The sequence below is a fragment of the Chitinophaga sp. Ak27 genome, assembly GCF_012726295.1.
In the GTDB taxonomy this organism is placed as follows: domain Bacteria; phylum Bacteroidota; class Bacteroidia; order Chitinophagales; family Chitinophagaceae; genus Chitinophaga.
In genome coordinates, this window is sequence record NZ_JABAOB010000002.1 from 497,685 (window position 1) to 516,922 (window position 19,238).

The 19,238-nt window shown below is 48.6% G+C and carries 16 protein-coding genes; 12 read left to right on the plus strand and 4 right to left on the minus strand.

Translation table 11 applies throughout. From position 1 onward, the window contains the following. Window positions 1-76: 76 nt before the first annotated feature. The 7 genes from wecB to HGH90_RS09855 all read left to right on the plus strand — a co-directional run bounded on the left by wecB (window position 77) and on the right by HGH90_RS09855 (window position 8,420). Window positions 77-1,195 carry a non-hydrolyzing UDP-N-acetylglucosamine 2-epimerase gene (wecB, locus tag HGH90_RS09825; protein WP_168764164.1) on the plus strand — a complete coding sequence of 373 codons (1,119 nt, stop codon included), beginning with the start codon at window positions 77-79 and terminating at the stop codon, window positions 1,193-1,195. Continuing rightward, the gene (locus HGH90_RS09830) at window positions 1,192-3,084 is read left to right on the plus strand and encodes an alginate lyase family protein (RefSeq protein WP_168764163.1); all 1,893 of its coding nucleotides are present in this window, start codon (window positions 1,192-1,194) and stop codon (window positions 3,082-3,084) included. Before wecB ends, HGH90_RS09830 begins: the two co-directional genes overlap by 4 nt. A 6-nt stretch (window positions 3,085-3,090) precedes the next feature. Next, the gene (locus HGH90_RS09835) at window positions 3,091-4,368 is read left to right on the plus strand and encodes a glycosyltransferase family 4 protein (RefSeq protein WP_169190978.1); all 1,278 of its coding nucleotides are present in this window, start codon (window positions 3,091-3,093) and stop codon (window positions 4,366-4,368) included. Then, complete coding sequence (locus tag HGH90_RS09840; protein ID WP_168764161.1) at window positions 4,343-4,954, plus strand: sugar transferase; 612 nt, start codon at window positions 4,343-4,345, stop codon at window positions 4,952-4,954. Before HGH90_RS09835 ends, HGH90_RS09840 begins: the two co-directional genes overlap by 26 nt. A 19-nt stretch (window positions 4,955-4,973) precedes the next feature. Further along, window positions 4,974-5,555, plus strand: coding sequence for an acetyltransferase (locus HGH90_RS09845; RefSeq protein ID WP_168764160.1), 582 nt, complete (start codon window positions 4,974-4,976; stop codon window positions 5,553-5,555). Window positions 5,556-5,570: 15 nt separating this feature from the next. Further along, window positions 5,571-6,746 (plus strand): DegT/DnrJ/EryC1/StrS family aminotransferase, encoded by a 1,176-nt coding sequence (locus tag HGH90_RS09850; protein ID WP_317166139.1) that lies wholly within the window; start codon window positions 5,571-5,573, stop codon window positions 6,744-6,746. Window positions 6,747-6,842: 96 nt separating this feature from the next. Then, the gene (locus HGH90_RS09855) at window positions 6,843-8,420 is read left to right on the plus strand and encodes a gliding motility-associated C-terminal domain-containing protein (RefSeq protein ID WP_169190979.1); all 1,578 of its coding nucleotides are present in this window, start codon (window positions 6,843-6,845) and stop codon (window positions 8,418-8,420) included. On the opposite strand, the gene HGH90_RS09860 is transcribed toward HGH90_RS09855, so the two are convergent. Next, window positions 8,410-9,150 carry a tyrosine-protein phosphatase gene (locus HGH90_RS09860; protein WP_168764158.1) on the minus strand — a complete coding sequence of 247 codons (741 nt, stop codon included), beginning with the start codon at window positions 9,148-9,150 and terminating at the stop codon, window positions 8,410-8,412. The two genes, HGH90_RS09855 and HGH90_RS09860, sit on opposite strands and share 11 nt — an antisense overlap. A 37-nt stretch (window positions 9,151-9,187) precedes the next feature. Beyond that, window positions 9,188-9,661: a GAF domain-containing protein gene (locus HGH90_RS09865; RefSeq protein ID WP_168764157.1), complete on the minus strand. Its 474-nt coding sequence runs from the start codon at window positions 9,659-9,661 to the stop codon at window positions 9,188-9,190. Window positions 9,662-9,839: 178 nt separating this feature from the next. Here HGH90_RS09865 and idi point away from each other — a divergent pair, with 178 nt between their 5' ends. Together idi and HGH90_RS09875 are read left to right on the plus strand one after the other, a co-directional pair. Beyond that, the gene (gene idi, locus HGH90_RS09870) at window positions 9,840-10,370 is read left to right on the plus strand and encodes an isopentenyl-diphosphate Delta-isomerase (protein WP_169190980.1); all 531 of its coding nucleotides are present in this window, start codon (window positions 9,840-9,842) and stop codon (window positions 10,368-10,370) included. A gap of 195 nt (window positions 10,371-10,565) precedes the next feature. Next, complete coding sequence (locus tag HGH90_RS09875; RefSeq protein ID WP_168764155.1) at window positions 10,566-11,540, plus strand: terpene synthase family protein; 975 nt, start codon at window positions 10,566-10,568, stop codon at window positions 11,538-11,540. A 46-nt stretch (window positions 11,541-11,586) separates the two neighbouring features. On the opposite strand, the gene HGH90_RS09880 is transcribed toward HGH90_RS09875, so the two are convergent. After that, window positions 11,587-12,615, minus strand: a complete 1,029-nt coding sequence (locus HGH90_RS09880) for a hypothetical protein (RefSeq protein WP_168764154.1) — start codon at window positions 12,613-12,615, stop codon at window positions 11,587-11,589. A gap of 11 nt (window positions 12,616-12,626) precedes the next feature. After that, window positions 12,627-13,334 carry a TMEM175 family protein gene (locus tag HGH90_RS09885; protein ID WP_168764153.1) on the minus strand — a complete coding sequence of 236 codons (708 nt, stop codon included), beginning with the start codon at window positions 13,332-13,334 and terminating at the stop codon, window positions 12,627-12,629. Window positions 13,335-13,500: 166 nt separating this feature from the next. Here HGH90_RS09885 and HGH90_RS09890 point away from each other — a divergent pair, with 166 nt between their 5' ends. Genes HGH90_RS09890 through HGH90_RS09900 form a run of 3 tightly spaced genes read left to right on the plus strand, consistent with a single transcriptional unit; the run spans window position 13,501 to window position 19,232 of the window. Next, on the plus strand, window positions 13,501-14,847 hold the full coding sequence (locus HGH90_RS09890) for a TolC family protein (RefSeq protein ID WP_168764152.1): 1,347 nt from the start codon (window positions 13,501-13,503) through the stop codon (window positions 14,845-14,847). Window positions 14,848-14,880: 33 nt separating this feature from the next. Then, complete coding sequence (locus HGH90_RS09895) at window positions 14,881-16,038, plus strand: efflux RND transporter periplasmic adaptor subunit (RefSeq protein ID WP_168764151.1); 1,158 nt, start codon at window positions 14,881-14,883, stop codon at window positions 16,036-16,038. Between the two features lie 20 nt (window positions 16,039-16,058). Continuing rightward, window positions 16,059-19,232: an efflux RND transporter permease subunit gene (locus HGH90_RS09900; RefSeq protein ID WP_168764150.1), complete on the plus strand. Its 3,174-nt coding sequence runs from the start codon at window positions 16,059-16,061 to the stop codon at window positions 19,230-19,232. Window positions 19,233-19,238: the final 6 nt, after the last annotated feature.

Here is a 19,238-nt window from a genome sequence, read left to right on the forward strand (position 1 = left end):
TAGTATATATGTGAAGAACCATGTAGCAATAGCCATAGCCGAAACACCATTAATCATATTTAAAAACCATATCGATATGAAGTTAACCATCATCGCGGGAGCGCGCCCTAATTTCATGAAAATAGCTCCTATCATTGCCGCCGTCCAGGAAAAACGCCGGGAGGGATACAATATCAGTTACAGACTGGTGCATACCGGCCAGCATTACGACAAAAACATGAGCCAATCATTTTTTGAACAGCTGGGAATACCCGAGCCAGATGCTAACCTGGAATCAGGCGGTGGTACACAGGCGGAACAAACAGCCAATATTATGGTCCGCTTTGAAAAGGAACTGACGGCGCATCCCTGCGATTTGTTGCTGGTGGTGGGAGATGTGACTTCTACATTGGCCTGCGCCATTGTAGCCAAGAAAATGAAGATCAAGGTAGCACACGTAGAAGCAGGCATCCGCTCCGGTGATATTACCATGCCGGAAGAAATTAACCGCCTGGTAACCGATGCCATCACCGACTATTTCTTTACCACCTCTGTAATTGCCAATACCAACCTGCAAAAGGAAGGAAAAACTGCTGAACAGATTCTCTTTGTAGGCAATACTATGATTGATACGCTCCTGAAACAACGGAGTCGTTTTACGCCGCCACCCATATGGGAAAAAGCCGGCCTGCAACCCCAGCAATACCTGGTAATGACGCTTCATCGCCCCGCGAACGTAGATGAAGAAGATAACCTGTCCTTGCTGATCAATGAAATTATGAACAATAGCCAGCAATTGCCGGTCATTTTCCCGGTACACCCGCGTACGGCCAAGAACCTGGAAAAAATAGCAGTGGCGCATCCCCGTCTACACCTGGTAGAGCCACTGGGTTACCTGGAATTCAACTACCTGGTAGAAAATGCAAAAGCGGTGATCACCGACTCCGGTGGCATTACTGAAGAAACTACCGTCATGGGAGTACCCTGCATGACACTGCGGGATTCTACCGAACGTCCCGAAACATGTATTACCGGCACCAACGAATTACTGGGCACCGATCCCAAAGCATTGGCGCCCGCTATGCAGAAATTATTTGCCGGGCAGTGGAAAAAAGGAGCTGTCCCCGCGCTATGGGATGGCAAAACATCAGAAAGAATTGTAGAACACCTGACAAAAATATTTGCTGTAAAACAGCAGGAGACAGCAGTAGTATGAGTAGCTTGAATACAGTAATAAATGGACTGAAAGTAGTGCGGAACATGGGTTGGCGGTATGTGGCATTCCGTTCTGTTCATGAGTTGAACCGCAGGACGGGACGCCTTAAAAAGCGTTTTCCACAGGCGCCTGCGTTTCAACGTTACTTGTCATTGGATGAGTGGAAGCAACAATCAGTAGTGTTTTTCTTCCAAAGCCGCGAAGAAGTAACTGCCGCGCGCAAGCCTACGCCTGCGCTGGCCGCGCGGTTTAAACAGCTCAAAGAAGGAAAACTCACCTTCTTCAATGGCGCTTCTTTATCGCTCGGCAAAGACTTTTCCTGGATGAAAAATCCGGATTCAGGATTTTTATATAATGGAGAACAGCACTGGACCGAAGTAAACGACTATTCACTGGAGGCAGGCGATATTAAATTTGTATGGGAGAAAGCACGTTTTGCCTACCTGTATGACATTATCCGCTATGACCATCACTTTGAAAAGGATAATGCCGCACTGGTGTTTAATGACATCCTTTCCTGGATCAGCGCTAACAAGGTAAACAGCGGGCCACACTACAAATGCAGCCAGGAGATCAGCCTGCGGGTGCTCAACTGGACGTTTGCCCTGTACTTTTACCGGCATTCACCGGCGCTGACAGCAGAAATTTTTGACCAGGTACAGTATGCTATTTACTGGCAGCTGCACCATGTATTTCATAATATCAATTTTTCCCGTATCGCCGTACGTAATAATCATGCCATCACGGAAACGCTGGCATTATATCTCGGCGGACTCCTGTTCCCGTCCCTGCCAGGCGCTGCTGCCTGGAAAGAGCTGGGTAAGAAATGGTTTGAAGAAGAAATTGCTTACCAGGTATACGACGATGGCACCTTTTTGCAGTTTTCCATGAACTACCACCGGGTGGTGATCCAGCTGTTTACCTGGGCATTACGGTTATCGGAGCTCAACGGCGAATCGTTTGCGCGGCAGGTGAAGGAGAAAGCAGTTAAATCATTGCGTTTCCTGCGGGTATGCATGAATGATAGCAACGGTTGGCTGCCGAACTATGGCGCTAACGACGGCGCCTTATTCTTCCGCCTCAACGACCAGCATTACCGCGATTACCGGCCGCAATTAGAGGCGCTGGCAGTGTTGTTGCAAATGGGCGCCGGATTCCCGGAAACCAACGAAGACCTTTACTGGTATGGATTGCGGCCGGCGGCTGGCAATGACACCGTATTGGAGAAAGATAAAGTACTGTATTCATTCCCGGAGGGCGGATATTTTGTTTGCAGAGAGAAGGAAACGCTGACTTTCCTCCGTTGTGGCAATCATAAAGACAGGCCCTCCCAGGCAGATAACCTGCACCTCGATATCTGGCATAAAGGTGAAAACCTGCTGATGGATGCAGGTAGCTATAAGTATAATACCGATGAAACCACCCTGCGTTATTTCATGGGTACCGCTTCCCACAACACCGTGATGCTGGGTCATTACGACCAGATGCTGAAAGGCCCCCGTTTTATCTGGTATAACTGGACGCAGTGCTCACGGGCAAGGTTATACGAAACGCCGGATGAATATATCTGGGAAGGCGCTATCAGTGCCTTTCAACAAGTGGGCGCCGACATTGTTCATATCCGCCAGGTGCGGAAGAAGAAGAATGCGGCGGAGTGGATAATAAAAGACCATATCCAACATAAACCTGGCCACCTGTCTATGCGGCAGTTGTGGCACACCTGTACACCGGAAAAATTGAATACCAGGTCGGAAGATAGCAGTGGCGCCATTTTGCAGCCTAGTTGTCAGCCAGGCATGTATTCATCTCTGTATGGGGTAAAAGAAAAGAACAGCAGCATCGTTTTTACGACCACTGCTGATACTATTATTACTGAGATCATAATATAATTATCCATGAAAATTTTATTAGTACACCAATACTTTTTGGAAGAAGATGATCCCGGAGGTTCCCGATGGAATGAGATCACCAAATCCTGGACAGAGCAAGGCGCCGAAGTAACGGTGTTAGGCGGCATGATGCACTACAACGGCTCCGCTAAAAGAGAAGAGTACAAGGGGAAATACTTTGTGAAGAAGCAACAGGGCGCCATCACCGTATGGCGCTGTCATGTGTCGGAATCTTACAACGCTAATTTTCTCGGCAGGTTGTGGGGATATTTCTCGTTCATGTTTTCTTCCCTCTGGGCAGGCCTCTTTAAGGTAAAAGGTAAGTTTGATGTAGTAGTAGTTACTTCTCCGCCATTATTCGTAGGCTTTTCAGGATACCTGTTGTCCAGGCTAAAGAGAATGCCATTGGTATTTGAAGTACGTGACCTCTGGCCGGAGTCGGCCATCGACACGGGCGTACTGAAGAATAAACTCGTGATCAAACTGGCTTATTGGGTAGAGGATTTTATTTATCGGAAGGCAGCCATGATCAATGTATTGACGCCGGCTTTCTATAATACCCTGCGCGACAAAAAGAACGTACCGGAGCAAAAACTCATCTTTATTCCCAATGCGGCAGATTTCTCCTTGTCGGATCACCTGCTGGAGTCGTTCGACCGGGACAGCTTCCGCCGTGAGCACCAGTTGAGCGACAAATTCGTGATTACCTATGTGGGAGCACATGGCGTGGCCAATCACCTGGAGCAAGTGCTGGATGCCGGCAAAGCATTGGAAGATACACCTGTGTTATTCCTGTTGATCGGGCAGGGGATGGAAAAGCCCCGGTTACAGCAGCTCGCGGCAGAAAAAGGCGTGAAGAATGTACGCTTCCTGGATGCTGTTCCCAAGGCAGATGTATTTAAATATATCCTGGCTTCTGAAATGGGCGCTTCTATACTGAAGAAAGTAGACACCTTTAAAACGGTGTACTCCAATAAAACATTCGACTACATGGCTTGCCGTAAGCCTATCCTTATGGCGATCGACGGGGTGTCGAGAGAGCTGGTGGAAACAGCAGGAGCAGGTTGTTACGTGGAGCCTGAGAATACAGCCGCTTACAACACGATTATCCGGCAGTACCTGAAAGATCCGCAGCGCCTGCAAACGGAAGGCGATAGCGGCTTCCGTTATGCGAAGCAGAATTTCGACCGCCAGGTATTGGCATCCCGATACCTGGATTTTATCAGGAAAAAAATCACTAAAGAAATAAAAGCAAACAATGCACTGGTACAGGAACCTGTTTAAACCGCTGATGGATATCACAGCAGCACTGTTGGCATTGGTGATATTGTCGCCCGTGATGTTGATACTGGTGTTGCTATTGGCCATCGCTAACAATGGCCGCCCTTTCTTTTTGCAACCTCGTCCGGGTAAAAACGGACGGATATTCCGTGTTATTAAGTTCAAAACAATGAACGACCGGAAAGACGCAAATGGCCGGCTACTGCCCGATGAAGTGAGGCTGACACCGGTGGGAAAGTTCGTCCGGAAAACATCACTGGATGAAATTCCCCAGCTGATCAATGTGTTAAAAGGAGATATGAGCCTGGTAGGTCCCCGTCCTTTACTGGTAGATTATCTCCCGTTGTACAACGATACGCAGCATCGCCGTCATGAAGTGCGGCCGGGGATTACGGGCTGGGCACAGGTGAATGGCCGTAATGCCATCAGCTGGGAACAGAAGTTTGCATATGACGTATGGTACGTAAACAATATCAGCTTTGCCCTGGATCTCAAAATAATCCGGATGACGCTACAAAAAGTGATTAAGTCAGAGGGGATCAATGCGGCAGGCGTTGCTACCATGGAGCGTTTTATGGGAAATGGATGACTGCATTAAATAATAAAGTATGTATTTATTTGGCGCCGGTGGGCATGCAAAAGTGATTATCGAAATACTGCAATCCGGGAAGGTTCCAGTGGAGGGGCTATTTGACGGCAATCCCGACCTGAAGCAGGTTTGGCAATATCCGGTAATAGCTTATTCACCTGAAATGCCGGTTGCAGCAATTATTATAGCGATTGGAAAGAACGCTGTCCGGAAAAATATCGCGGAACAATTATCCATTCCTTTCGGCACTGCGCTGCATGAAAGAGCTAATATCTCTCCCTCTGCGATGATAGCAGAAGGAACCGTGATCATGGCGGGAGCTACGGTAAATGCAGATGTATTAGTGGGTAAACATTGCATTATTAACACCAATGCTTCGGTCGACCACGACTGTGTGTTGGAAGATTTTGTGCACATATCTCCTAATGCCGCACTATGTGGTAATGTAAAAGTAGGAGAAGGCGCGCACATCGGTGCGGGTGCAGTGGTGATTCCCGGTATCACTATTGGCAAATGGGCCGTTATTGGCGCAGGAGCCGTTGTTACTAAAGATATTCCTGATCATAGCGTAGCAGTAGGAAACCCTGCACGTAAAAGATAAACCTAAAAAATTACCATGATGAATAAGAAAATATGGTTATCCTCCCCTCATATGGGAACAAAGGAGTTAGAATTTATAAAAGACGCATTTGATACTAACTGGATTGCACCATTAGGGCCTCATGTGGATGGTTTTGAAAGAGATTTGTCAACATATACCGGTGCTGCTCATGTGGCGGCATTGTCGTCGGGAACGGCAGCCCTGCACCTGGCATTGATTACAGTGGGAGTAGCGCCGGGTGATGAAGTCATCTGCCAGAGCATGACCTTCTCTGCTTCCGCCAATCCAATAGCCTACCTGGGCGCTACACCTGTTTTTGTAGACAGTGAAACGTCCACCTGGAACATGGACCCTGCATTGCTGGAACAGGCAATAATAGATCGAATCGAAAATGGCAAAAAGCCCAAGGCAATCATTCCTGTTCATTTGTACGGCATGCCGGCACAAATGAATGAGATCATGGCAATCGCCAACCGTTATGAGATTCCCGTTATTGAAGATGCAGCCGAGGCGTTGGGCTCCTGGTACCGGGAGCAAGCCTGTGGTAGCATCGGTAAACTAGGTATACTCAGTTTCAACGGTAACAAGATCATTACTACCAGTGGAGGAGGTGCATTAATAAGTAATGAGGAAGCGCTTATCAGTCACTCCCGCTTCCTGGCCACACAGGCACGTGATGCTGCTCCCCACTACCAGCATAGCCATATCGGCTATAACTACCGTATGAGCAATGTTTGCGCGGGTATTGGCCGTGGACAAATGCTGGTGCTGGAAGAAAGGGCAGCACAACGCAGGGCAAACTACCGGCATTACGTGGCACAGTTATCTGATTTGCCAGGCGTTACTTTTGTATCAGAGCCCGTAGGTTTCTTTAGCAACCGCTGGCTCTCCACTATCCTGGTAAACCCGGCGCAGAGCAATGGTATTACCCGTGAAACTATACGCCTGGCGCTGGATAGAGAGAACATTGAATCCAGACCACTTTGGAAACCCATGCATATGCAGCCCGTTTTTGAGAAAATGCCGGCCTATGTAAACGGTGTTTCCGAAAAACTGTTTGACAACGGATTATGTCTGCCAAGTGGATCCAATCTCACGCCGGCAGACCTTTGGCGCGTTACGGACGTAATCAGGGGATTGTTTGCCGCCGCAAAAGTAAATGCTTCCCGTACGTATCAGTCACAAGACTAAATGGATACCAGAGGTTACGCTTATTTTATTTTCTTGCCTGAAAAGAAAATAAGTGTAGCCTTCTCCTGTTATCCCACCCTATAAACCCGATCAACGATGACACCACTGCTGTTGAAATATTCCGATGCTTTGTCCGGTGTATCTAAACACCTTGCAGCAGTATTGTTTTTTATCATAAGTGCCTTGCATCCCGTTACCGCACAGGATATTTTGCTGAAAAACCCTTCCCTGGAAGGAACACCGGGAAAAGATAAAGTACCCGATTTATGGAAACCAAGAAACACCCCGGATGTACAACCCGGCACATTCGATATTAATCTGCCACCTTCCAACGGCGCCACCTATGTAGGTATGCATAGTGGTCCTGCCTACCTGGAAGCCATTAGCCAGGAGGTATCACTGATCGGTGGCAAAACCTATACAATAGCACTGGACCTGGCTTATGCTACTAAATATTCTTCGCTCACCTGTTATGGTAATCTTACGGTATATGGCGGCAATACGCCCACTGATACAGCAGAAAGGCTATGGAGCTCCGGCGCATTTACACATACGAGCTGGAAGCGCTACTCCTTTACTTTCCATCCTTCCCGCAGTTATAAGTTTATCACCTTCATGGCCGATGCCACGATTCCCTGCGATAAAAGTATTTATGGTTCCGCTGTGTTGATGGACAACCTGTCGGCTGCATTGCTGGAAACACCCCAGCTCACGCTGTCGCTGAAAAATACCTGTAAGGGAGAACATACCGGGGAGGCTACCGTTACTGTTACGGGCGTATCTGCCACCTGTGCTATCCGCTGGAGCCGTGCAGGAGAAACCACGTCGCGCATCACAGGTTTGGAGCCCGGCGATTACGATGTTACAGTAACACATCCCAATGGCGTAAGCGTTACGCAACACTTCACCATTATAGGCTGGGAAGTAAAAAGCAAGATCACGGTGACGCCATCCCGCTGTTACGGGCAGCACAACAGCACCATTGCACTGGAAACCACAGGCGGTACTCCACCTTACCGGTATTATTTCAATGGTAGCACCACCGGTACTTATACGGCTTCTTTCGAAAAATTATCTCCCGGAAATTACAGTATCCGGATAAAAGATGAAGAAAACTGCGCAGAGCAGATTGACAATATTTCCGTAGTGGAACCTGCCCCCCTGGCGATTGCTGGCATACGCAAAAAAGATATCAGCTGCGCTACCACTTTCGATGGGAAGATTGCGTTGAATGTTACCGGCGGTACACAGCCTTATACATATAGTCTCGATAACGGGCTTTGGCAGCCGGATAGCAGCTGGGGAGGACTAGATGCCGGCAACTTCCATTTCAGGATCAAAGACGCACATGACTGTGAAACAGATGGGCAGGCAGACATTATCCGCAATAACCGCGAGTGTGCCGTGTTTGTACCCACTGCGTTTACGCCCAATGGCGACGGGTTAAATGACCTGTTCCGCGCAAAGGTACACGATGACGTACACGATTACCATTTGGAAGTATACACCCGCTGGGGACAAACGGTATTTAGCACTAATGATCCGGAAGGTGTGTGGGATGGCACGTTTAAAGGAAATCCATTACCGGGAGGAAGTTATGTATGGATGTTGTTGTATACCGATAGTAAGCAACAGGCACGTAAACAAACCGGCACGGTAACGCTTATAAAGTAGCGTTACCGAAAGGATACGTATCCAGCAGTTTCCGCAGCTTGTTGTTTTTAGCGATGCCGGTAATAGCTTGAAGATGTTTTTCGTGGTGCAGATCAGTACCAATAAGATCAGGTAAACCGGCTGCCATCAGCTTTTCCGCCGCTTGTTGCACATGCTTGCCATAATACCCGGTCAGCGACAGCAGGTTAAGCTGAAGCAGGCAGCCTTGTTTTTTCAGTTGTTCATATTTGACGATGTCTGCATGATAATAGGCATATCTTTCCGGATGCGCGAGTACAGGCTGATACCCGGCGGCCTGTATATCAAATAACCACTGCGCCAGCTGCAAAGGAGGCGAGATGAAAGAAATTTCCACCAGTACCTTATTGCCCGACAGTGTCAGCAGGGGCTGTTGGAGCAGTGTTTCAAACTGTTCGTCCATATAATACTCAGCTGCATAATGAAATGGAATCGTATTGTTTTTCCGGGCAAGCGCTTCCACCACTTCCTGGTAGGGTGCTGCAATAGTAGCGGCGGAGTTGGGATAACGGTCCATCATAATATGTGGAGTGGTCACAATTTTCTGGATCCCCATATGTTGTAGCTGCTCTATAAACGCCATTGCTGTAGCTACATCCGGCACTCCGTCGTCAATACCAGGAATGAGATGCGAATGTATATCTGTGCCCATGAAGGCCAGCAGCTGTGCCGGCACTGCCTGATCGGTATTTCGTTTACGGAAAAAAAGCATACTTGTCTTTAAGGCGATGAAGTAATTTTTCGCTCTCCTATATCACAATCAGTGCCACAATTTCTTCCAGGTACCGCTGATCTGTTTCATCAAAATGAGATAAGGATTCGCTATCTACGTCCAACACAGCTTTTACCTCGTTGTTGCGGATCAGTGGGACCACGATCTCTGATTTGGATAGGCTGCTGCAGGCGATATGTCCCGGGAAGGCTTCCACATCAGGTACAATTAGTGTAGTAGCCTGTGCCCAGCTGGTACCACATACGCCTTTGTTCTTACGGATACGTGTACACGCTATTGGTCCCTGAAAGGGGCCTAATACTAATTCTTCTCCCTTAACGAGATAAAATCCTACCCAAAACCAGCCGAATTGCTCTTTCAAAGCTGCTGCTACATTGGCCAGGTTGGCCACCAGGTCTGGCTCTCCGTCCAATAGCCCCTTGATTTGCGGGATCAGGGAGCGATATTGTTCTTCTTTGTTTCCCTGTACAACATGTAAGTCTTCTGCCATAATCATTGCTGTTAATAGCGCAAAAATCCGGAAATTTTATATTATATTAGCTGAATAACCGTTAAAGTATTTATTGTTAACCATTCAACCGGTAAAATTTGTATGAAGCATTGTTTTTTGCCAGTTCATCCTATTTTCCGTCTGCCGGAAGCTTAATTAAAATATCTTTGTCAATGCTATGAAATCACCGGACGTAATTTTAGTGAACGAAAAAGATGAGGCTATTGGTACTATGGAAAAGATGGAAGCACACCAGAAAGGGGTGTTGCACCGTGCATTTTCTGTATTTATTATAAATGATGCCGGAGAGCTGCTATTGCAGCGCAGGGCGCTGGAAAAGTACCATTCTGCAGGGTTATGGACCAACGCCTGTTGCAGTCACCAGTTTCCCGGTGAAACTACCGCCGCAGCAGCGCACCGCCGTTTGCAGGAAGAAATGGGATTCGACTGCGAATTGCATGAAATCTTTGCCTTTACGTATAAATCGGAATTTGATAATGGGTTAACCGAACATGAATTCGACCACGTATTGCTGGGCGTTTATAATGGTAACATATCTCCCAACGCGGCAGAAGTATGTGATTACCGTTACCTGCCCACAGGTCAGATCCTCGAATTAATAAAGAACGAGCCCGACACCTTTACTATCTGGTTCCATAAGGCACTGCCTATTGTATTGGAACATATGAAGATCCCGAGCGTTGGATAAAATTTTATTTAGCTATGCCAATTTGCTGTTAACCGGATTGCTTTAAGGAAATAAATTACCGCACCTACCTGATTTAGCCGCTTCATGTGGCCTGCTTTGGCGTGCCTGTCACAACTATATTATGCCATATACCCATATGGCTATCCCTATCTCATTTTCAACCCTCTATTAATTCACTATTTAAACGCAATTCTCATGACAACCATTCAAATGCCAACAATCAGTTATCCCTTTACTTCGGGCGTAAACCACCATGTAAATGAAGCCCAGCAACACATTACCAACTGGGTGCAAACCCACGGGCTTATTACTTCCGCCACGGCCCTGAAACGCTTTGAGAAAGCCCGTTTCGCATGGCTGGCAGGAAGAGCCTTCCCCGATGCGGCGCTGCATGAATTATGCATTATCGCCGATTTTAACACCTGGCTCTTTATTTTAGATGATCAATGCGATGAGGCTGCCGTTGGCCGCAAAGCCGACTACCTCAAAAGCGTGATGGCCGGCCTGATGGATATCTTGCAAACCAACCAGACCGTTACACTGGCCAGCGGCGGCCCGCTGGCTGCCGGTCTTAGCAGCATATGGGACCGTATGCGCGCTATCAGCTCACCCGCCTGGCGTTTGCGGTTTATCCGCAGTATGCAGGATTACTTTATGTCCTGTATCTGGGAGGCGGAAAACCGGGAAGCCGGTCGGGTCCCCTCTGTAGAAGACTATATCCATATGCGCCCGTACACAGGCGCCCTCCTGGCGGACATAGAAGCAATAGAAATCATCGAAAAAATCTATCTCCCACGCCCGGTAGTGGAACAAGCCCTGTTGCAACGTATGATCCAGGCCTGTAATAACGTCGTATGCTGGTCGAACGACCTTTTCTCCTGTACTAAGGAATCCCGCCAGGGCGACGTGCACAATCTCGTGCTGGTACTGCAACACCAGCGGCAGATTTCCCTGCAGGAAGCCGTTAACCAGGCCGCCCGCATGCACAATGAAGAAGTAGCCATATTCGTGGCCCTGGAAAAACTGTTGCCCCTGAAAGGCGATGAAACAGATTATGAATTGCTCCGGTATGTAGCAGTACTACGCTCGTGGATGGTAGGCAACTTCGACTGGAGTGTGAAAGATACCGGTAGGTATGGACTGGAACAACAAGCCATAGTCGCCGCATAAGTCAACGGCCCCCGGCATTTTCCACCAAACTTCCCGGGGGCCATTTTTAACTACGCTTTATCCGCTTTTCGATCAACCGCCCCACCCACCAGAACGAAAGCGCCAGGATACCAAAGAAAAGACCCTTATTGGTATGGTCCCAGAGATATTCGAAATAACGGGTATACAGGTCCAACAGGAGAAAGATCACGCCCAGGTCGCGCAACAAATCATCTTTTACTCTGATGCCTAGTAATATCATGCCCACACATTGAAGACTGTACACAATCACCCATTGCAACAGGTGGATCTGCCGTAACTGTTGCCATTCTTCCCAGGTGCCGCAATTACCAAAGATAGAAATCAACCAACCGGAAATAATGAACAACAACCATCCGCCGGTCCAGCTGATATTCTTGATAGGCGCATATACCTGGAGTTGGCGCAATCCCCAGGCCATCCCTATCAGCAAAACCCCTAGTAAAGCCATGCGGCAGGGAAGGTTCATACCCAGGAAAAAAGCCGCGTCGCCGGTCAGATAGTAAGTGAGCTTTACATAAGCCGGCACCAGGCATAATAATGTGGCTATCCACATCAGCCGTGAACGCAGGGCAATGCCCAGCACGCCATAACAAACGGTAGCCAGCAACCAGAAAACCCCATAATTGCCTTCCAGGTATTGCAGGCTCTTTCCCAGGTATACCACGCTTACGCCTATACTGAGTACAGGCAGGAGCCAGAAAAGCTCCCGGTTAAAGGAAAACAACGGCTGGTGCCGGTTACGCCGCCACCCCTCGTAACAAAGGAAAATACTGACGGCAGCAAACAGCACGGCAATGACCCCATCGGTCATGGAAAATTTCTTCCGGATAATCTCTATCCATTTCTCATCCAACACGAGCGAACCGAAGGCCATCAATGCACAGGATACGGCGGCAATAAAAATATACAGGGTAAGCGTTTGCCAGTCGGTACTCACCACCTTATAACTTTGCCGCAACCGGCTGGCCTGCTCGGTGGTGAGCAGCTGTTCCTGCTCCCATTGATGGATGGCCCGCTGCAGTACCTGGGCTTCCCGCTTATCTAGTGTTAACATAGGCGATATTTTCAGCTGTGTGGTCCTATTTTATGTACCAATCGAAGCGTATTACGTTTTTTTATCTTTAAACGGAAATGGTTAAACAAAGCCAGCGCCGGAATAGCCATATAACTGATACGTTGGTACGCAGTATTGTCGGGGTACAGGAAATAGGTCATGGCAATCACCGTGAAACCCGTTGCCATGGTAAGAAAACCGTATTTTAAGCGCTGGTATAGCAGTGTTTTCTCTGTATGATGTCCCTCTGTCGCTAAATCCGGGTTTTTCTGGAAAATAAAGTAACTGATCCAGAACAACGCCGCCAGGCATCCTGTGAGGTTACACAGGTAAATAAAGAAAGGCAGCATAAAATGACTGCTGGTATGCAGGAGCGCGGAGGTAGAAAACGGAAATAACACAATAAAAAACAAAAAGAAAAGATGCCGGTGTATCAATCCTTCGTTGTAATTTTGGAGCAACCGGCATAGTTGCAGGTGCCGTACCCAAAAATTACCAATAAATATAAAACTTACTGCAAAAGCTAGTAATTCAAAGGCTGTAGGCCGCATTAACTCCCAATAGTCACGATCGACAGGCATTTTAACCGGAAGAGCGGGCAGTTTGATTTCGATGACCAGTAACGCAATAGCAACGGCAAACACCATATCACAGAAAAAAATAAGTCGCTCCAGCTCAAACACACGATGTAAAGGTTTGGGTTCTTTGATAACAGACATAGACATAGTTAACAATATACTTTTCCGAAAGATACGAAAATAGCTTTTAGCAGCCTGTAATCGTGCTTTCCACCTGCCCGGATAATCCCTTTTATCCCCGCACAACCTTTTTACATGTTTATTGTTAAGTATCTATCAATCATCATATACTTTCAAAGTAATAAGTATGCGTTGTCGTTATATTCTATTCACCCTACTTTTATGGACCCAAACAACTATCGCTTACGGGCAGGTGGATACCTCACGGTCTGGTAATTATGACTTTAACCTGGCCAATTGCATACAATACGGCCTCGCACATCAGAACGATGTAGTTAATGCCAGGCTGGATGTAAACTTTTCCCAGGAACAGATTAAAGAATACACAGGGAAATTTTTGCCCCACGTAAATGTGAACGCTAGTATTACTGACAACCTCAAACTCCAGACCTCCTTAATTCCCGACATTGCCAACGGGAACTACGATAAGAAAATACCGGTGCAATTCGGCACCAAATGGGCGTCTGCCGCCACAGGACAGGTGGACCAGGTGATATTCAACAGCGATTACTTCCTGGGCCTTAAAGCTTCCCGGGTGTATGGAGATCTCTCTAAAAAGACGCTCAAACGTACGGAAATAGATACCCGGGTAGCCATTACCAAAGCCTACTATGCCGCCCTCGCCGCAGAAGAAAATATCCGGCTGGCAAAGTCTAACATGACCCAACTCTCCAAAACACTGGCAGATACCAAAGCCCGGTACGACGTGGGCGTAGCCGAAAGGGTAGATGTAGACCGTATCCAGGTGTCTTATAATAATATTGTGACGGATATTGAAACCCAGATCAGGGATCTCGTATATGCGATGCAGTTATTGAAATTCCAGATGGGCATGCCGCAGGAGAACAAATTGACCCTCACCGAAACGGTACAGGACCTCAATGCAGATGTTTTTATCGCAGATACAGTCGATTACCAGGTGCAAGACCGCATTGAATACAGCATGCAAACTACCCAGGTAACGCTGGATGAGCTGAGCCTGAAAAGTAAAAAACTGGGCATCCTCCCCCAACTGAATGCCTATGTGAATTATGGATATAACTATTTCTCTACTAAGTTCAGCGACCTGTATAAAACCGGCTACGGCGCCTCTGCACTGGGGCTCACCCTGAAATGGCCCATTTTTGCAGGAACAGAACGGTATCACCAGATCCAGGAAAACAGGATTACGCTGGAGAAGTCGAGAAATACACTACAATACATCGGTGAACAAATACAGCTGGATGTGGCCAATGCCAATACCCAGTACCAGAATAACAAATCAAGGTATGTAACACAGAAAACCAATATGGACTTAACCCAGGGCATATACGACCGTATTGTGCTCAAGTTTGAACAGGGAGTGGCTACCAGCCTGGATGTTACCTCAGCAGAAAATGACCTGAAACAGGCGCAGGTGAATTATGTGCAGGCGCTGCTGAATACACTGACCAGTAAAACAGACCTGGACAAAGCCATGGGCAAGATCAAATAAGCTATTATTCGTAATTCGCAATTAATTTCTCATATGTATCCAGTCAATTACAAGCGGACATTTTATGTGGCAGGAATGATGCTCTGTGTGGCCTGTGGTAACAGCAAAAAGCAACAACAACAGCAGGCCGCTATGATGGGGAAGATGAAACCTACGGTAGTAGCCGTGGAAGTAACGCCTGCTTCCTACACCGTCGCCGAAAAATTTCCCGCCACCCTGGTGGCCCACGACGTGGTATCCCTTCGCCCCGATGTTACCGGCTACCTGGAAGCGATCCGTGTGCCAGACGGCAGTAGTGTAACCAAGGGCCAGCCCCTGTATGATATTGACAGAAGCCGCTATGCCGCGGCCTATGGCCAGGTAGCGGCCTCCCAGGAACAGGCCGAAGCCGACCTGGCGCAGAAAACGAGGGATTATGAAAGATATAAATCGCTGCTCGAACATGATGCTATCTCCAAACAAACGGTAGACCAGGCCAACACAGCCATGCTCACCGCCAAAGCCAACCTTACCGCCGCCAAAGCTGCCGTGGCAAAAGCCGGTACAGACGTAAGCCATGCGGTGGTAAAAGCACCCGTGACCGGGAAAATAGGCATCGCCCAAATTAAAGTCGGCGATATCGTCAACGCCGGTCAAACACTCATCAATACCATCGTCAACGAACACCCGATGTTTGCCGATATGGATATTCCACAGTCCCGCCTGCCGGAATTCCAGCGGATGCAGAAAGGACAGGGCGACCATAAATTCTTTATCCAGTTTGGCGACGGTACCCGCTATGGGGAAGAAGGAAAAATACTGACCATCAATAATATTGTAGATCCTCAAACCGGTACTGTCCGGGTGCGGCTCGTATTCCAGAATAGCGATGGCATGCTGAAATCAGGAATGAGCATCGTAGCCGTGATGCAGTATGGCACACCGGGTACCCAGCTGGCTATTCCTGCCAAAGCGATTATCCAGAATCTTTCTGAAACCAGCGTGTATACGCTCAGCAAAGATAATGTGGTTGCCGCGAGGGATATTATACCTGGCCCCGTTACCGATACCATGCTGCTGGTTACCAGCGGGTTAAATGCCGGCGATAGGATAGTAGTGGAAGGGTTACAACGGGTAAAACCCGGAGATACCGTGAATATTGCCGGACCCGGCGCCGCACCTGGCACAGCTCCCGGGGCAGGTAAACATTAATCCTAAATCACTCTCAGGGTATGATCTCAAAAACATTTATAGAGCGCAAGAATACTACGATCGTCATTGCCATCATCATTGTGATTGTAGGACTCATCTGCATGTTTAACCTGCCCATCGCCCAGCTGCCGGATATTGCACCACCGGTAACGGATGTACGGGCCAACTATGTAGGAGCCAACTCCACCACGGTAGAGGAAACAGTGACCACCCCCATAGAAAACCAGGTAAACGGTACTCCCGGCGCCATGTATATCCAGTCGGTAAGCGCTAACGATGGATCTATGAGTATCACGGTCACCTTTAAACTGGGCACCAACCCCGATATCTCCACCCTCGACGTACAAAACAGGGTGAGCCTGGCTTTGCCCAGTACGCCCGATGAAGTAAGGCGTGTGGGCGTTACCGTTAAAAAGCGCTCCAATGATATGTTGATGGTAATCGCGCTCAACTCTCCCAAAGGAAAGCACAGCCGCGAATTCCTCGATAACTACCTGAATATTTACCTGAAACCGGAACTGGCCCGTATCAGTGGAGTGGGCGACGTAAATGCCTTCTCCCAGGACTATAGTATGCGTATCTGGCTCAACCCGGATAAGATGGCCGCCCTGGGTCTCACCGCCGGCGATATTTCCCGCGCTATCACCGAACAAAACCAACAGGTACCGGCCGGTAGTGTGGGCGCCCCACCCATGGGCAGGTCACAGGCATTTGAATACACCGTGAGCGTGAAAGGACGCCTGGCCACTTCGGAAGAATTCGGTAATGTAGTGGTAGCTACCAGCCCCAATGGCGGCCTGGTACGCCTCCGCGACGTGGCGCGTATCGACCTGGGCTCCTTTACCTACGCCATTGAAGCCAAAGCCGACGGTAAAACCGGTAGCGGGATGGCCATCTACCTGTCGCCCGGTGCCAACGCCCTCGACGTAAACGACCGGGTGATCGCCAAAATGAAGGATATGGCCAAAAGCTTCCCCGACGACGTAAACTGGCTCATCCCCTTTGAAACAACCTCCTTCGTAAAAATATCGATCGATGAAGTAATACAAACATTTATAGAAGCCCTCGTGCTCGTGGTCATTGTGGTGTTTGTGTTCCTGCAGAACTGGCGGGCCACCCTGATTCCCATCCTGGTAATCCCCATCTCTTTGATTGGTACCTTTATCTTTTTCCAGCTGCTGGGCTTCTCTATCAATACACTCACCCTCTTCGGGTTTGTGCTGGCCATCGGTATTGTGGTGGATGATGCCATTGTAGTGGTGGAGGCGGTGCAGCACCATATCGATGCCGACCTCATGTCGCCCCGCGAGGCCACCTTCAAAGCCATGGCAGAAGTGAGCGCCCCGGTAATCGCCATCGCGCTGATCCTGGCGGCAGTGTTCGTACCAGTGGCCTTTATCCCGGGCGTAAGCGGAAGGCTGTACCAACAGTTTGCGTTAACCATCGCCTTCTCAGTATTATTGTCGGCCTTCCTGGCGCTGACGCTCACGCCGGCACTGACAGCCATTTTGCTCAGGCCCGCACACCTCACCAAACAATCGCACGGACTCAATAAACTCTTCTTTAAATTCAACGAATGGTTTGGCCGGTTTACCAATCGTTATGGGAATGGCGTAAAACATTCCATCCGCTTTACGCCCGCGGTGCTGATCATCCTGGGAGTATTGTTTGCTATCGCCGCTTTCCTGTTTAAGAAAACGCCGACCACCTTCGTACCCCAGGAAGATATGGGCGCCCTGTTCATCGCATTGGAATTGCCGGAAGCCTCCTCTACAGAACGCACCAAAGAGGTGGTAGCAGAAATCAGCAATATCCTCACAAAAGACAGTGCCGTAAGTCATTTTTTTGGGATCACCGGTATCAACTTTGTGGCCAACGCTACCAAACCTAACTCCGGTACCTTTTTCGTGAGCCTCAAACCCTGGGACGAACGATATGCCCACGGCGACAATATCAATACCGTATTAGGACGTATACAGGGCGCTGCCGGCCGCATTATTGGGGCCAACGTCATCTGTATCCCGGCGCCCACCCTGCGTGGATTGGGTACTTCCGGCGGTTTCTCCTTCATCCTCGAACAACGTAGCAACCCGGATATCAATCAATTCCTCCAGGTGATGGGCCAGTTCCTGATGGCCGCCAATCAACGGCCGGAAATTGCGCGGGCGTATGCTTTCTTCAGTGCTAACACACCACAGTTCAACGTGGAAGTAGACCGTGATAAATGCAAGCAGCTCGGCGTAGCCGTGAGTGATGTTTTCAATGCGTTGCAAACATTCCTCGGGGGACTTTACGTCAACGATTTCACTAAATTCAGTCGCAGCTTCCGCGTAGTGCTGCAAGCCGATTCGTTGTACCGCACCAGTATCAATAACCTGAATACTTATTATGTAAGGAATAATAACGGGCAAATGGTGCCGCTCAGCGCATTGATCACCACTAAAAAATCTGCCGGTGCCCCGGTAATCAACCACTTTAACCTGTACCGGTCTGTGGAAATCGATGGGGATAGTAAAACCGGCTACAGTAGTGGCGACGCCATCAACGCACTAAAGGAAGTAGCCGCTTCTGTATTACCTGAAAACTTCAGCTACGAATGGGCCAACGTATCCCTGCAGGAAATTGAAGCAGGTAATAGTAGCCTGCTGATCTTTGGCCTATCTATTCTCTTTGTATTCCTGTTGCTCACAGCCCTGTATGAAAGCTGGTCGGTGCCATTTTCTGTACTGCTGGCAGTGCCGGTAGCCCTGTTCGGATCTATCGTGGCATTGTCGCTTACCAAACAGGCTAATAGCGTATATTCGCAGATAGGCCTGATTACCCTGATAGGTTTGGCTGCTAAAAATGCCATCCTGATCGTGGAGTTCTGTAAGGAACGTGTGGATAGGGGAATGCCCTTGCTGGAAGCCACACTGGAAGCGGTGAAACTGCGGTTACGCCCCATCCTGATGACTTCCTTCGCATTCATCCTCGGCGTATTGCCCTTGTGCCTGGCTAAAGGCGCTGGTGCCGCGTCCCGTGTTAATATAGGCTTCACCGTAGTAGGAGGGATGCTGGCAGCAACATTGCTGGGGATCTTCACCGTACCGGTATTATATGTACTGATCACCAAGCTGGCCTACGGTAAGAAAAAACTGGCCGAGCTGGAAGCACATGGTAATGAAGAGAAAAAACCTAAAGGTTTAGGCGAATAACCGTAA